Origin of the sequence: Paraburkholderia acidisoli, from assembly GCF_009789675.1 — a bacterium.
Lineage (GTDB): Bacteria > Pseudomonadota > Gammaproteobacteria > Burkholderiales > Burkholderiaceae > Paraburkholderia > Paraburkholderia acidisoli.
Genome location: NZ_CP046913.1, coordinates 2,141,718 through 2,156,071, shown reverse-complemented (window position 1 = coordinate 2,156,071; position 14,354 = coordinate 2,141,718). Strand labels below are relative to the sequence as shown.

Genomic DNA, 14,354 nt, shown 5'->3' with positions numbered 1-14,354 from the left:
GGTGAGGGCGGGCTTTTGCGGGGTACGACTGCGGTACGAAGGCGCCGGGCGTGGCGGCCCGGCGCTTGACGCGGGTCGGTCGGGCTTTACGCCTCGCGCGACGTTTCGACCTGTTGCATCGGCGCAGCGTCGACCGGCGGCAGCGGCTTGCGCTCGCGCGGCGCGCGGGCCGGCTTCGCGACCTGCGCGGCCGCCTGCTGGGCGGCTTGCAGCTTGCCGGCGTCGGTGTTGACCCACACGAGGCCAGCCGATTCGAGCATGCCGTGCAGATCGTCGGCCTTGGCGGACGCCGATGCCGGTGCCGTTTGCGCCACCGGTGCGACCGGCGCGGCCGGTTCGGTCACGGCGATCACGGCCGGTGCGGCCTGAACCGCTTCGACCGGCTGCTGGACCGGCTCCGGCGTAACGATCGGCTGGACCGGCTCGACCGCTTCGACTGGCGCGGCTTCGACGCGATCTTCGCGAGCGACCGGCAGCTCGGCGGCGACGGGCGCGGGCTCGGCCGTTTCCGTCGATGCGACCGGCGCGGCGGTTTCCACCGGCGCGACCGGAGCGATGGTCTCGACCGGCGCGACCGGAGCGGGCGCTTCCGCCTTCGGCTCGGCAGCCGGCGTCGTATCGACAGCCAGCGGCGCGGCTTCGGCGGGGGCGTGCTCGACCGGCGCGTGCGTCGTCGTGACTTCGGCGGCTTCAGCCGCTTCCGGCGCGACGGTTTCGACCGGCGTGGTCGTCACTGCGGTCGACGGCGTCTGACCGGCTTCGGCCACCACGGCGGCGGCGGGGAGCGCCGTCACCACAGCCGCTTCCACGACGGTTTCCACGCGGGTTTCGACCACCGACGTTTCCTGAGGCGTTTCCTGAGCCGCGTGCGCGACGTGCGCTTCAGCCGGTGCGGCTGCGGGCGCTTCGGGGGCGTGCGTTTCGACTGCGTGCGTTTCGGAGGCATGCGTCTCGGCGGTGTACGCCGGGGCGGCTTCGTCGCTGCCTTCCGGTGCGCCTTCGCCTGCTGCCACGCCTTCGATTTCACGCTCGCGACGACCGCCACGACGGCCGCGACGGCGGCGGCGACGCTCTTCGCCTTCACGCGGTGCGCCGTCTTCGTCGGTGCCTGCCGCGCCTTCCGGCAGGTCCGTCAGCGGAGCCTCGAGGTCTTCCGCGGCGGCATCCAGACGCGCTTCCTGCGCCTCGGCTGCCTCGGCCTGCGGCTGGCGGCGGCGCGGCTGTTCGCTGCGCTCGCCACGCTCACGGCGTTCGCCGCGTTCCTGACGCTCGCCGCGTGCGCCGGCTTCCGCCGTCACGTCGCTGCGATCCTGACCACGCTCGACGCGTTCGACACGCGCTTCGCGCGGCTCACGCGGTTCGCGGGCTTCGCGCGGCTCGCGGCCTTCACGGGCGCCACGGCCTTCGCGTGCCTCGCGCGGCTCGCGTTGTTCGCGGGCTTCACGCGGCTCGCGGATTTCACGCGGCTCGCGACCTTCGCGCGGTTCGCGCTCCTCGCGACGGCCTGCCTGACCCGTGCGCGTGCCGCCGGTGCTGCTCGCGCTGGCGCCTTCGCCACGGCCAGCCGCGTCGCGGCCGCCGGTGCGGCGGTTACGGTTGCGGTCGCCGCCGGTCTTGTCGCCGCGTTCGGTACGCGCTTCGCGGCTCGGACGCGCTGCCTTGTCCTGCTGGACGGCCGGAGCCGGAGCCGGTGCGGGTGCCGCCGCCGGTTCGCCGCCGAAGAGGCGCTTGAGCCAGCCGAAGAAACCGCCGCTCGCGGGCGCGACGACCACGTGCGCCGGGATCGGCGCGGCCGGCACGGGCTTGGCCGGAGCCGAAGGCGCCGGGCGCTCGGGCGTGATGCCCTTGACCGCCGCTTCCTGCTTGGGCTTGGCTTCGGCGTTGCGCTTGCTGTAGCCGGTTTCCGACTCGAGTTCGCGAGCCGCTTCCTCGGCCATCTTCCACGAGGCGCGCGGATCGTCCAGACGCGTATCGTCGTGACGCAGACGCTCGAGCTTGTAGTGCGGCGTTTCGAGATGCTTGTTCGGAATCAGCACGACGCCGACCTTGAAGCGCGACTCGATCTTGTTGATTTCCGAACGCTTTTCGTTCAGCAGGAAGGCGGTCACTTCGACCGGCACCTGGCAATGGATCGCCGCGGTGTTTTCCTTCATCGCTTCTTCCTGGATGATGCGCAGGACCTGAAGCGCCGACGATTCCGTATCGCGGATATGACCCGTGCCGTTACAGCGCGGGCAGGTGACGTGGCTGCCTTCCGAGAGGGCCGGGCGCAGACGCTGGCGCGACAGCTCCATCAGGCCGAAACGCGAGATCTTGCCCATCTGCACGCGTGCGCGGTCGTGGCGCAGGGCGTCCTTCAGGCGTTGCTCGACTTCACGCTGGCTCTTGGCCGACTCCATGTCGATGAAGTCGATCACGATCAGGCCGCCCAGGTCGCGCAGACGCAACTGGCGCGCGACTTCGTCGGCGGCTTCGAGGTTGGTGCGCGCGGCGGTTTCCTCGATGTCGGCGCCCTTGGTGGCGCGCGCCGAGTTCACGTCGATGGCGACCAGCGCTTCGGTGTGGTCGATCACGATCGCGCCGCCCGAGGGCAGCGGCACCGTGCGCGAGTACGCCGTCTCGATCTGGTGCTCGATCTGGAAGCGCGAGAACAACGGCACGTCGTCGTGGTAGCGCTTCACCTTGTTGACATTGTCCGGCATCACGATATCCATGAAGGCGCGCGCCTGGTCATAGATTTCCGTGGTGTCGATGAGAATTTCGCCGATGTCGGGCTGGAAGTAGTCGCGGATCGCGCGGATCACGAGGCTCGATTCCAGGTAGATCAGCATCGGCTGACCGGTCGTGCCGGCCTGCGACGCGGCTTCGATCGCGCGCCACAGTTGCAGCAGGTAGTTCAGGTCCCACTGGAGCTCTTCGGCGGAGCGGCCGATGCCGGCCGTGCGCGCGATGATGCTCATGCCGTCCGGCAGTTGCAACTGCGCCATGGTTTCGCGCAGTTCCTGACGGTCGTCGCCCTCGATACGGCGCGACACGCCGCCGCCGCGCGGGTTGTTCGGCATGAGGACGAGGTAGCGGCCGGCGAGCGAGATGAACGTGGTCAGGGCCGCGCCCTTGTTGCCGCGCTCTTCCTTTTCGACCTGGACGATGAGTTCCTGGCCTTCCTTGAGGGCGTCCTGAATGCGCGCGCCGCGCATGTCGACGCCGTCACGGAAGTACTGGCGGGCGACTTCCTTGAACGGCAGGAAGCCGTGGCGGTCTTCGCCGTAGTTGACGAAACACGCTTCGAGCGAAGGCTCGATACGGGTGACGATCCCCTTGTAGATATTGCCTTTGCGCTGTTCGCGCCCGGCGGTTTCGATGTCGATGTCGATCAGCTTCTGTCCATCGACGATAGCGACACGCAGTTCTTCCTGCTGTGTCGCGTTGAACAGCATTCGTTTCATTGAACGACTCCAGTGCGGCTTTCGCGCGCATGCCGCACAGTGCGCGCAGACAGGCGCGCGGCACCGTGCAGGCAGCGGCAGGCCGCGCCTTGTTGTGTTGTCACAAGCACGCTGGAGCAGGAACGATGGCGGGGAGAATTGCCTTTTGTGCGCCCGGTCCGGTTTGACGTTCGTGACGTTGCCATGGACGGGCCGCGTGGGCACATGCGAAATACGGCTTCAAGCAGCGACGAGGCATGCCGCGGGATAGCGACAGCACGATGTTCCTGCGCTTCCGATCCGGCTGCCGGGCGCCAAAGCGGCCACAGCAACAACATGCCGCAGCCGCGAACGGCGCGCTGCCGGCAGGATCTGGTCACGGCCGCCTGCTTGAATCAGGGCCGCGCACGGGAAGCTCTCAGGTACGCCCGTCTTCCCCCTCGGGGTGTCTCGCCACTTTTGACGTCGCCTTGTCCCGCACGTTGCCGGGACGCTTCGGGCGCTCGCCGTATTTTCGCCACCAGCGCCTCCTGCGGCGGTCACTTCGACCGCGCGGCCAGACGCGCTGGATAGATTCTTTATACCAATGTTCCGTTACCGTCGGACCCGATCCAGCCGAACGTGCCTGTGGGCGCCGTCCCTGCCGATGCGGAATTCCGTGCGTGCAACTCGTTGCTTCTCTTTCAGACAGGGTGAGCAACCAGCCCCGGGCGCAAGTAAAATAACGGTTTATCGCTTGCCGCCTGCGCATGCCGCATGGTTCAAGCCCAGGATCACCGCCCTTCATCTGTATCGGGCGGTTCGCAGAACTTTTGGCCGTTTGGCCTACCGTCGCGTCAGCGCTGGGCAAATTATATTCAGAATGAAAGGGTTAGGCAAAACATCCCAGAATCAGGTCGCAAGTGACCAGGTTTCTTTCGTGGAAATCGACGATGGCGCGGCCGGTCAGCGCATCGACAATTTCCTCGTGCGCGTCTGCAAGGGCGTGCCGAAAAGCCACATCTACCGCATCCTGCGCAGCGGGGAAGTGCGTGTGAACAAGGGTCGGATCGACGCGCAATACCGGCTCGAACTCGGCGACATCGTGCGCGTGCCGCCCATCCGCATCGCGCAGCCGAACGAAACGGCGGCCGCCGCGCCGGTGCCGCCCGCCGAGTTTCCGGTGTTGTTCGAAGACGACGCCTTGCTCGTCATCGACAAACCGGCCGGCGTGGCCGTGCACGGCGGCAGCGGCGTGGCGTTCGGCGTGATCGAGCAGTTGCGCCAGGCGCGCCCGGAAGGGCGCTTTCTCGAACTCGTGCACCGGCTCGATCGTGAAACCTCGGGCGTGCTCATGCTCGCCAAGAAGCGTTCGGCGCTCGTGGGCCTGCACGCGCAAATCCGCGACAACCAGACCGATAAACGCTATTTCGCCTGCGTGCACGGCGATTGGGCCGCCGACTGGGGCCGCCGCCGCGCGGTCAAGGAACCGTTGCACAAGTATCTGACCCCGGAAGGCGAGCGGCGCGTGCGCGTGCAGGAAGACGGCATGCCGTCGCACACCGTGTTCAATCTCGTCGACCGCTGGCCGGACTACGCGTTGCTCGAAGCCGAACTCAAGACGGGCCGCACGCACCAGATTCGCGTGCATCTCGCGCATCTGGGGCTGCCCATCGTCGGCGACGCCAAATACGGCGACTTCGCCCTCAACAAGGCGCTCGCCCGCAACGGCGCGCAGCCTGGCATCAAGCGCATGTTCCTGCACGCGCACCGGCTCAAGCTCGCGCATCCGCTCACGGGCGAGACGCTGCAGTTCGAGGCGCCGCTGCCGGCCGACTGCCGCGCGTTCGTCAACGCGCTGAAGGCCCAGCGCGAGGCGGCTCGGGGCGACGAGTCCGGCGAGGATGGCGTGTCGTGAGCGCCGCGAGACCATCAAGACCAAGAACAACCGTGTTTGGAGAAGCCGCGCATGGCCCGAGAGCAATTTGACCTGATTGTGTTCGACTGGGACGGCACCCTGATGGATTCGACCGCCCATATCACACGCAGCATCCAGGCGGCCTGCCGCGACCTGGGACTGCCCGTGCCCGGCGACGAGGCTGCGAGCTACGTGATCGGCCTCGGTTTGCGCGAGGCCTTGCAGATCGCCGCGCCCACGCTCGATCCGTCCGATTATCCGCGGCTCGTCGAGCGCTATCGCATTCACTATCTGCTGAAGGATCAGGAAACCGAGCTGTTCGCGGGCGTGCGCGAGATGCTGGCGGAACTGCGCGACACCGGCTATCTGCTGGCCGTGGCCACGGGCAAGAGCCGCGTGGGGCTGAACCGCGCGCTCGCCGAGTCGCATCTCACGAGTCTGTTCGACGGGACGCGCTGTGCCGACGAAACCTTCTCGAAGCCGCATCCGGCCATGCTCCAGGAGCTCACGCGGGAACTGGGGCAGGATCTCGGCCGCACGGTCATGATCGGCGATACGACCCACGACCTGCAGATGGCGATCAACGCGGGCGTGGCGGGCGTGGGCGTGGCGTACGGCGCGCACGCTTCGGCGGCGCTCGAAAAGCTCGAGCCGCGCTTCGTCGCGCCGAACGTCGACGCATTGGCCGGCTGGCTGCGGGAGCACGCATGAGCGAGACGCACGCTCCCGTGCGCGTTTGCGCCGCCGCTGAACTTGTCGATGGCGGCGCGGGCCAGCGCCTGAACGCCACCTACGCGGGCGGCGACGCGGTCGTGTTTTTCGTGCGCTATGCGGGCGAGGCCTACGGCTATCTGAACCGCTGCGCGCACGTGCCCATGGAACTCGACTGGGTCGAAGGCCAGTTCTTCGAGTCGTCGGGGCTCTATCTGATGTGCGCGACGCACGGCGCGATCTACCAGCCGGAGACCGGCAAGTGTGTGGGCGGACCGTGCCGCGGCGGCCGTTTGCGCCCCGTGCGCGTCGAGGAACGGGACACGCCGGAGGGCCGTGCGGTATTCTGGCTGCCCGACGACGATTTGCGTCCCAAATCGCCCTGATTTTTTCTCAGACCTTTCTCCGCTCGCATGTCCGACCTTCAGAATCCTGATCCGAACGAGCCGCGCGCGGCCTCGTCAGACCGCCGCGCCGCTGCGCCCGCCACGCCTGGCTGGGAACGCGAGGCGCTCGAACGCATCGCGCTGGCCGCCATCAAGGAACAGCGCGCCGCGCGGCGCTGGCGCATCTTCTTCCGTTTCGCGTTTCTCGCGGTGCTCATCGTCATCGCGTGGGGCGTGTTCGACTTCTCGGGCGCGCGCGTCGAGGGCGGCGGCCGCCACACGGCGCTCGTTTCGCTCGACGGCGAGATTTCCGCCGATACCCCCGCGAACGCCGACGACATCGTCAACGCGCTCGACAGCGCCTTCGACGACGAGGGCACGGCGGGCGTGATCCTGCACATCGACAGCCCCGGCGGCAGCCCGGTGCAGGCCGGCATCATCAACGACGAAATCGGCCGTCTGCGCAAGAAATATCCGGCGATCCCGCTTTACGTGGTCGTCGGCGACATGTGCGCTTCGGGCGGCTACTACGTCGCGGCCGCCGCCGACAAGATCTACGTGAACAAGGCGAGCATCGTCGGCTCGATCGGCGTGCTGATGGACAGCTTCGGCTTCACCGGCCTGATGGACAAGCTCGGCGTCGAGCGGCGCCTGCGCACTTCGGGCGAGAACAAGGGCTTCTACGACCCGTTCTCGCCGGACACGCCCAAGATGGACGCGCATGCGCAGGAAATGCTCGACCAGATCCACCAGCAGTTCATCGACGCCGTGAAGGCCGGCCGCGGCCAGCGTCTGAAGGACTCGCCGGATCTGTTCTCGGGGCTGTTCTGGACCGGCCAGAAGAGCGTGGAACTGGGCCTCGCCGACGGTTTCGGCGACACCGACTACGTGGCGCGCGACGTCATCAAGGCGCCCGACATCGTCGATTACACGGTCAAGCAAGGCATCACGGAACGCGTGGCGAAGCGCTTCGGCGCGAGCATCGGCTCGGCGGCCGTGCATTCGCTGGTCGAGGGCGGGAAGTTCTCGCTGCGGTGAAGCGTTCCGGCTGAATTCGCGTGGCAAAACGAAAAAACCGGCCGTCATGGCCGGTTTTTTTATGCGGGCGCGTGCCGGCAAGTCACTGCGCGAGCAGCAGAAAAATCGCCGGACGCTTCTGCAACTCGGGCGCGCCTTTCTTCTTCCAGTCGGACACGGCGCGGCTCAGGATGGTTTCGGTCGGCAGCGTGAGATCGGCGGCCACGCATACGAGCGTCGAAGGCGCGCAGTTAGTCAGCAGCGCGTCGAGCATCGCCTTGTTGCGATACGGCGTCTCGATAAAGATCTGCGTCTGCTTCGCCTTGCGCGACGCCTGTTCCAGCTCGCGCAGCTTCTTCACGCGCTCGTTGGCGTCCATGGGCAGATAGCCGTGAAACGCGAAGCTCTGGCCGTTGAGGCCCGAGGCCATCAACGCGAGCAGGATCGAACTCGGCCCGACCAGCGGCACGACCTGGATGCCGCGTTCGTGCGCGCGCCGCACCAGCAGCGCGCCCGGATCGGCGACGGCCGGCACGCCCGCTTCGGAAACGAGGCCCGTGTCGATGCCCGCGAGCAACGGCGCGAGCAACTTGTCGACGGCGCCCGCGGGCGTGTTGACGTTGAGCTCGTGGATCTCGATTTCCTGGATCGGCCGCGTGGTCCCGACGCGCTTCAGGAACGCGCGCGTGGTCTTGGCGTTTTCGCCGATATAACTCGCGAGCGTGCCCGCGCGTTCGCGCACGGGCGCGGGCAGCACGGCGGCGAGCGCGGCGTCGTCGCCGTCGCCCAGCGTGTTCGGGATCAGGTACAGCGTGCCTTTCTGGCTCATGCGCGGGTCTCCAGCAGCGGGTAGCGGGCGGCGAGCAGCATGCGCGTGAGCGCGATGAGCGGCAGGCCGATCAGCGCGGTCGGGTCGTCGGAGTCGATCGCTTCGAGCAGCACGATGCCGAGCCCTTCCGATTTCGCGCTGCCCGCGCAGTCATAAGGCGTTTCGGCACGCAGATAAGCGTCGAGCGCGGCGTCCGGCAGGTCGCGAAAGCGCACGGTCGTCACGACATCGACGGTATCCGCGTGGCCGGTCGCGGTGTCGAGCAGACTCAGTGCACTATGGAACAGCACTTCGCGGCCGCGCATCGACCGCAATTGCTCGAGCGCGCGCTCGTGCGTGCCGGGCTTGCCGATCTGGCGGCCGTCGAAGGTCGCAACCTGGTCGGAGCCGATCACGAGCGTGCGGCCGGCATTGGCGGGCAGCGTCGCGGCCACGGCGCGAGCCTTGGCTTCGGCGAGGCGCAGCGCGGTCGCTTCGGGCGTCTCGCCGGCCTGCGGCGTTTCGTCGAGGGCGGGCACGGCGGTCGAAAACGGAATGCGCAGGCGTTCGAGCAACTCGCGGCGGTAGCGCGAACTCGAGGCAAGGATCAGGGCGGGGCGGGAAAATTCCGGCATGATGGTTCGTGATGAAAAGCGGGATGGCGCGCGTGGCGGCCGGTTCGGGTGATTCTGGGCGCAGCGGGCCGATATCGGTGCCGAAAAACGGGGGCGGGTTCTAACCGCGACGCCGTTCATGGGGGCCGAAATCGCCGCTCGCACACGCACTTGCAAACGCGAGCTTAAGTGTTTGACTCACAAAGATAAAGGCGCTATGATTTTGGGCTTTTCATCGGTACGCTCACGCTGTACGTCCAACGGGACGGCGCCGGCGAACGTTAGTGAACGCTGAGGCAGCACGCTAAGGCAACTAAGGCAACCGATGCAGGAGACGCTCGTATGACCGAACATCCTGAAAAAAGCGCGGACAAGTCCGTGCTCAATCCGCGTGATTTCGACATCTTCGAATTCGCGCGCAGCGGGCGGGAAGCGGCAGGCGTGGTGCGCCTCTCGCAACTGCCGCGCATGTTAAATGAAGTTCCGGCCGACGCGCCAGACCGCGACACCGCGTTCACCTGGCAAGCCGCGGGCTTCAAGCAGCAAGAATTGCAAGACGACGGCACCGAAGGGCCTCAGCCTTATCTGCGGCTTGCGATTCACGGTGGCGCGTGGCTCACGTGTCAACGTTGCCTGGCTCCCTACGAGCAGGCATTCAATGCGGATGCAGTCTTCCGTATCGTCCAGACGGAAGAAGAGGCGGATGAGTTTCCGCTCGACGACGATGAAGTCGAAGTGATCGTGGGCTCGCGCCAGTTCGATCTCGTCGACTTGATCGAAGAGGAGTTGTTGCTCGCGCTGCCGCTGGTGCCGAAGCACGAAGTTTGTCCGGCAATTCACGAAAGTCTCGCCTCGGGTGCCGATGGCGCGGACGGCGTGGATTCCGTCGACGACGTGCCTGAGCAGGAAATCGAGTCGGAAGAGCGCGTCAACCCGTTTGCGGCGCTCGAATCGCTCAAGAAGGACGGCCCGGACAGCAAGCACTGACGCCATCGGCATCAGGCGGCTGCAGGGCAGGCAGTAACCGATACGTGGGCCTGAGCCCGGAGTCCGGCCATCCCCCTGGGTGGCGGCGGCCGGATCGGGCTGTGTTAGAATCCGGAAAATTTTCAGGAGTTATCATGGCAGTTCAACAAAACAAGAAGTCGCCGTCGAAGCGCGGCATGCACCGCTCGCACGATTTCCTCACGGGCGCGCCGCTGGCCGTCGAGCCGAGCACGGGTGAAGTGCATCTGCGTCACCACATCAGCCCGAACGGCTACTACCGCGGCAAGAAAGTCGTCAAGACCAAGAACGACTAATCGTTCCAGCGTGCGGCGCGAACCTCATGGGTTACGTGCCGCGCATGGCGATTCCGTTCGCTTGACCATATTTCGGCTCGGCGCAAAAAAAGCGGCATTCGACTGCCGCTTTTTTGTGCCTGAAAACCGTCGCATTCCATGACTGTTACGCTCACGATAGATTGCATGGGAGGCGACCACGGCCCGTCCGTCACGGTCCCGGCCGCAGTCCATTTCGTCCGCTCGCACCCCGACGCGCATCTCATGCTCGTCGGTGTCGAGTCGGCGGTTCGCGCCCAGTTGAAGAAGCTGAAGGCGTCGGACCATCCTGCGCTCTCCGTCGTACCCGCCACCGAGGTCGTCGCCATGGACGATCCGGTCGAGGTCGCCCTGCGCAAGAAGAAAGATTCGTCGATGCGCGTCGCGCTCAATCGCGTGAAGGAAGGCGAGGCCCAGGCCTGCGTCTCCGCCGGCAACACCGGCGCGCTGATGGCGGTGTCGCGCTACGTGCTCAAGACGCTGCCCGGCATCGAGCGCCCGGCCATCGCGTTCGCGATGCCCAATCCCGTTGGCTACACCACGATGCTCGACCTTGGCGCGAACGTCGACTGCGAGCCGCAGCATCTGCTGCAGTTCGCGGAGATGGGACACGCGCTCGTGGCCGCGCTCGAAGGCAAGGAGCGCCCGACCATCGGCCTCCTGAACATCGGCGAAGAAGTCATCAAGGGCAACGAGACGATCAAGCGCGCGGGCGAACTCCTGCGCGCGAGCACGCTCAACTTCTACGGCAACGTGGAAGGCAACGACATTTTCAAGGGCACCGTCGACGTCATCGTCTGTGACGGTTTCGTTGGGAATGTCGCGCTCAAGACGTCGGAAGGCCTCGCGCAGATGCTCAACGACATGATCAAGGAAGAGTTTGGCCGCTCGTGGCTCACCAGGCTCATGGCGCTCGCGGCGCTGCCCGTGCTCATGCACTTCAAGAAGCGCGTCGATCATCGCCAGTACAACGGCGCGGCGCTGCTCGGCCTGAAGAGTCTCGTGATCAAGAGCCACGGCTCGGCCGACGCCTACGCGTTTGAGTGTGCGATCAATCGCGGGTATGATGCCGTCAAAAATGGCGTGCTGGAGCGCCTCGCGCACGCCATGGAAGAGAATGCCGGTTCGCTGGAACGGGCAACTGGCGAGGCAACGGCCGCGGCGGCCGGCGAGAGCGCCGGCAACGGCGCCCACGGCGGCGCTCAAGACGCCGCGGTTCCCGCCCCGCAGGTCACGCCGCCCGCCACCCAGTCTGCCGACTCGTCCGGCCCCGCGGGAACCATCGTCCCGCCCGGCGCCGCATCATCCTCGAAGGCATAATGGCTCAATCGACTCAATATTCCCGCGTGCTCGGCACGGGCAGCTATCTTCCGCCCGAGCGCGTCACCAATCAGGAACTGGCCGAGCGCCTCGCCGCCAAGGGCGTCGAAACCAGCGACGAATGGATCGTCGCCCGCACGGGCATCCACGCGCGCTATTTCGCCGCGCCCGACGTCACCACCAGCGATCTCGCGCTGGCCGCCTCGCAGCGCGCCATCGCAGCCGCCGACGTCGACCCGCAGGCCATCGACCTCATCATCGTCGCGACCTCCACGCCCGATTTCGTGTTTCCGAGCACCGCCTGCCTGCTGCAGAACAAGCTCGGCATCCGCAATCACGGCGCGGCGTTCGACGTGCAGGCCGTCTGCTCGGGCTTCGCTTACGCCGTTTCGGTGGCGGACAGCCTGATTCGCAGCGGCCAGCATCGCACGGCGCTCGTGGTGGGCGCGGAAACCTTCTCGCGCATTCTCGACTTCAACGACCGCACCACCTGCGTGTTGTTCGGTGACGGCGCCGGCGCCATCGTGCTGCAGGCGTCGGACGAGCCGGGCGTGCTCTCGAGCGCGCTCCACGCCGACGGCAGCTACGCGCACATCCTGTGCACGCCGGGCAACGTGAACGGCGGCGTGATCGCCGGCAACGCGTTCCTGCACATGGACGGCCAGGCCGTGTTCAAGCTCGCCGTGAACGTGCTCGAAAAGGTCGCGCACGAAGCGCTCGACAAGGCGCAACTGAGCGCCGACCAGATCGACTGGCTGATCCCGCACCAGGCCAACATCCGCATCATGCAGGGCACCTGCCGCAAGCTCGGCCTGCCCGCGGAGCGCATGGTCGTGACGGTGGGCGAGCATGGCAACACCTCGGCGGCGTCGATTCCGCTCGCGTTCGACGTCGCCGTGCGCGACGGCCGCATCAAACGCGGCCAGAACGTGCTGATCGAAGGCGTGGGCGGCGGCTTCACCTGGGGCGCCTCCGTCATCCGCTTCTGAATTTCCCGAGCGGGCTTTCGCGCTCCCGCCCAGAGGCCGCACGCAATTTGCGTGCGGTCCGTAGCGGTACACCCGAGCGCATCGCCCATCTGTTTTGATCGAATTTGGGGACGTTATGAAATTCGCGTTCGTTTTTCCCGGACAAGGCTCGCAGGCCGTCGGCATGCTCGACGTGTTCGGCGATAGCGCCATCGTGCGCGAGACGCTGCAGGAAGCGTCCGACGCACTCAACCAGGATCTCGGCAAGCTGATCGCCGAAGGTCCCGCCGAAGAACTCAATCTCACCACCAACACGCAGCCGGTCATGCTGAGCGCCGCCTACGCCGTTTATCGCGCGTGGCAGCAGGCAGGCGGCCCGGCGCCGGCGATCGTCGCGGGCCACAGCCTCGGCGAATACACGGCGCTCGTCGCCGCCGGCGTGCTGGCGTTCCGCGACGCCGTGCCGCTGGTGCGCTTCCGTGCCCAGGCGATGCAGAATGCCGTGCCGGTGGGCGAGGGCGGCATGGCCGCGATCCTCGGTCTCGACGACGACACCGTGCGCGCCGTCTGCACCGAAGCCGCCGAACAAAGCGGCGGCGTGGTCGAAGCCGTCAACTTCAATGCGCCGGCCCAGGTCGTGATCGCGGGCCACAAGGGCGCGGTCGAGAAGGCCTGCGAAGTCGCCAAGGCGAAGGGCGCGAAGCGCGCGCTGCCGCTGCCGGTCTCGGCGCCGTTCCACTCGTCGCTGCTCAAGCCCGCTTCGGACCAGCTGCGCGACTATCTCGCGAGCGTCACGCTGAACGCACCGCAGATCCCGGTCGTGAACAACATCGACGTGGCCTTCGAAACCGATCCCGCGAAGATCCGCGACGCGCTCGTGCGTCAGGCCGCCGGTCCGGTGCGCTGGGTCGAATGCGTGAAGGCGATCGCCGCGCAAGGCGCGACGCACGTGATCGAGTGCGGTCCGGGCAAGGTGCTCGCGGGCCTCACGAAGCGGATCGACGGCAATCTGGTCGGCGCTTCGGTGGCCGATCCGAAGTCGCTCGAAGAAGCGCTCGCGCTGGTCAAGGCATAACTCGCAACGGATTCGAATGATGGAAAAGACTCTCGACAATCAAGCCGCCATCGTCACGGGCGCCTCGCGCGGCATCGGCCGCGCGATCGCGCTCGAACTCGCGCGTCAGGGCGCGACCGTGATCGGCACCGCCACGAGCGAAGCCGGCGCGCAGGCCATCACCGCCGCGTTCGAGGAAGCGGGCGTGAAGGGCCGCGGCGCGGTGCTCAATGTGAACGACGCGGCGGCGGCGGAAGCGCTCATCGACGCGACGGTCAAGGAATTCGGCGGTCTCGCGGTGCTCGTGAACAACGCGGGCATCACGCAGGACAACCTCGCGATGCGCATGAAGGACGACGAGTGGGATTCGGTCATCGACACGAACCTGAAGTCGGTGTTCCGCCTCTCGCGCGCCGTGCTGCGCCCGATGATGAAGGCGCGCACGGGCCGCATCATCAACATCACCTCGGTGGTCGGTTCGTCGGGCAACCCCGGCCAGGCCAACTACGCGGCCGCGAAGGCGGGCGTGGCGGGCATGACGCGCGCGCTCGCGCGTGAGATCGGCAGCCGCGGCATCACGGTGAACTGCGTGGCGCCGGGCTTCATCGACACCGACATGACGAAGGACCTGCCGGCCGAGCAGCAAACCGCGCTCAAGCAGCAGATTCCGCTGGGCCGCCTCGGCAGCCCGGAGGACATCGCGCACGCCGTCGCGTTTCTCGCTTCGCCGCAAGCGGCCTACATCACGGGCACGACGCTGCACGTGAACGGCGGCATGTATATGTCTTAACCGGTTTGGGGTACTATCCGCGGCGCGAACTACCAGCTAACTTGA

General features: G+C 66.9%; 13 protein-coding genes. 10 read left to right on the top strand and 3 right to left on the bottom strand.

The features are described 5' to 3' along the window. Window positions 1-86: 86 nt before the first annotated feature. Window positions 87-3,446: an Rne/Rng family ribonuclease gene (locus tag FAZ98_RS09400; protein ID WP_158950914.1), complete on the bottom strand. Its 3,360-nt coding sequence runs from the start codon at window positions 3,444-3,446 to the stop codon at window positions 87-89. Between the two features lie 841 nt (window positions 3,447-4,287). On the opposite strand from FAZ98_RS09400, the gene FAZ98_RS09395 reads away from it, so the two are divergent. From FAZ98_RS09395 to FAZ98_RS09380, 4 genes are read left to right on the top strand one after another with little or no spacing between them, the layout of a single operon-like run. Further along, a complete protein-coding gene (locus FAZ98_RS09395) occupies window positions 4,288-5,322 on the top strand; it encodes an RluA family pseudouridine synthase (protein WP_158950913.1) in 1,035 nt (344 codons plus the stop codon). 51 nt (window positions 5,323-5,373) lie between these two features. After that, window positions 5,374-6,033, top strand: coding sequence for an HAD-IIIA family hydrolase (locus FAZ98_RS09390; protein ID WP_158950911.1), 660 nt, complete (start codon window positions 5,374-5,376; stop codon window positions 6,031-6,033). Continuing rightward, window positions 6,030-6,419, top strand: coding sequence for a Rieske (2Fe-2S) protein (locus FAZ98_RS09385; RefSeq protein ID WP_158950909.1), 390 nt, complete (start codon window positions 6,030-6,032; stop codon window positions 6,417-6,419). The genes FAZ98_RS09390 and FAZ98_RS09385 overlap by 4 nt, the downstream gene beginning before the upstream one ends. Window positions 6,420-6,446: 27 nt before the next feature. Beyond that, window positions 6,447-7,457 carry a S49 family peptidase gene (locus FAZ98_RS09380; RefSeq protein ID WP_158950907.1) on the top strand — a complete coding sequence of 337 codons (1,011 nt, stop codon included), beginning with the start codon at window positions 6,447-6,449 and terminating at the stop codon, window positions 7,455-7,457. Window positions 7,458-7,539: 82 nt separating this feature from the next. Here FAZ98_RS09380 and FAZ98_RS09375 read toward each other — a convergent pair whose 3' ends face one another. Both FAZ98_RS09375 and FAZ98_RS09370 read right to left on the bottom strand, forming a co-directional pair. After that, window positions 7,540-8,265, bottom strand: coding sequence for an SAM-dependent methyltransferase (locus tag FAZ98_RS09375; RefSeq protein WP_158950905.1), 726 nt, complete (start codon window positions 8,263-8,265; stop codon window positions 7,540-7,542). Next, entirely contained in the window at window positions 8,262-8,879 is a 618-nt protein-coding gene (locus FAZ98_RS09370) for a Maf-like protein (RefSeq protein ID WP_158950903.1), read from the bottom strand. Before FAZ98_RS09370 ends, FAZ98_RS09375 begins: the two co-directional genes overlap by 4 nt. Window positions 8,880-9,200: 321 nt before the next feature. Here FAZ98_RS09370 and FAZ98_RS09365 point away from each other — a divergent pair, with 321 nt between their 5' ends. The 6 genes from FAZ98_RS09365 to fabG all read left to right on the top strand — a co-directional run bounded on the left by FAZ98_RS09365 (window position 9,201) and on the right by fabG (window position 14,309). Continuing rightward, window positions 9,201-9,845, top strand: a complete 645-nt coding sequence (locus FAZ98_RS09365) for a DUF177 domain-containing protein (protein ID WP_158950901.1) — start codon at window positions 9,201-9,203, stop codon at window positions 9,843-9,845. A 134-nt stretch (window positions 9,846-9,979) separates the two neighbouring features. After that, window positions 9,980-10,159 (top strand): 50S ribosomal protein L32, encoded by a 180-nt coding sequence (gene rpmF / locus FAZ98_RS09360; RefSeq protein WP_018441573.1) that lies wholly within the window; start codon window positions 9,980-9,982, stop codon window positions 10,157-10,159. 138 nt (window positions 10,160-10,297) lie between these two features. Beyond that, window positions 10,298-11,497 carry a phosphate acyltransferase PlsX gene (plsX, locus tag FAZ98_RS09355; RefSeq protein WP_158950899.1) on the top strand — a complete coding sequence of 400 codons (1,200 nt, stop codon included), beginning with the start codon at window positions 10,298-10,300 and terminating at the stop codon, window positions 11,495-11,497. After that, entirely contained in the window at window positions 11,497-12,486 is a 990-nt protein-coding gene (locus tag FAZ98_RS09350; protein WP_158950897.1) for a beta-ketoacyl-ACP synthase III, read from the top strand. The genes plsX and FAZ98_RS09350 overlap by 1 nt, the downstream gene beginning before the upstream one ends. A 115-nt stretch (window positions 12,487-12,601) precedes the next feature. Next, window positions 12,602-13,540, top strand: coding sequence for an ACP S-malonyltransferase (gene fabD / locus FAZ98_RS09345; RefSeq protein WP_158950896.1), 939 nt, complete (start codon window positions 12,602-12,604; stop codon window positions 13,538-13,540). Window positions 13,541-13,559: 19 nt separating this feature from the next. Further along, a complete protein-coding gene (gene fabG, locus FAZ98_RS09340; protein WP_158951933.1) occupies window positions 13,560-14,309 on the top strand; it encodes a 3-oxoacyl-ACP reductase FabG in 750 nt (249 codons plus the stop codon). Window positions 14,310-14,354: the final 45 nt, after the last annotated feature.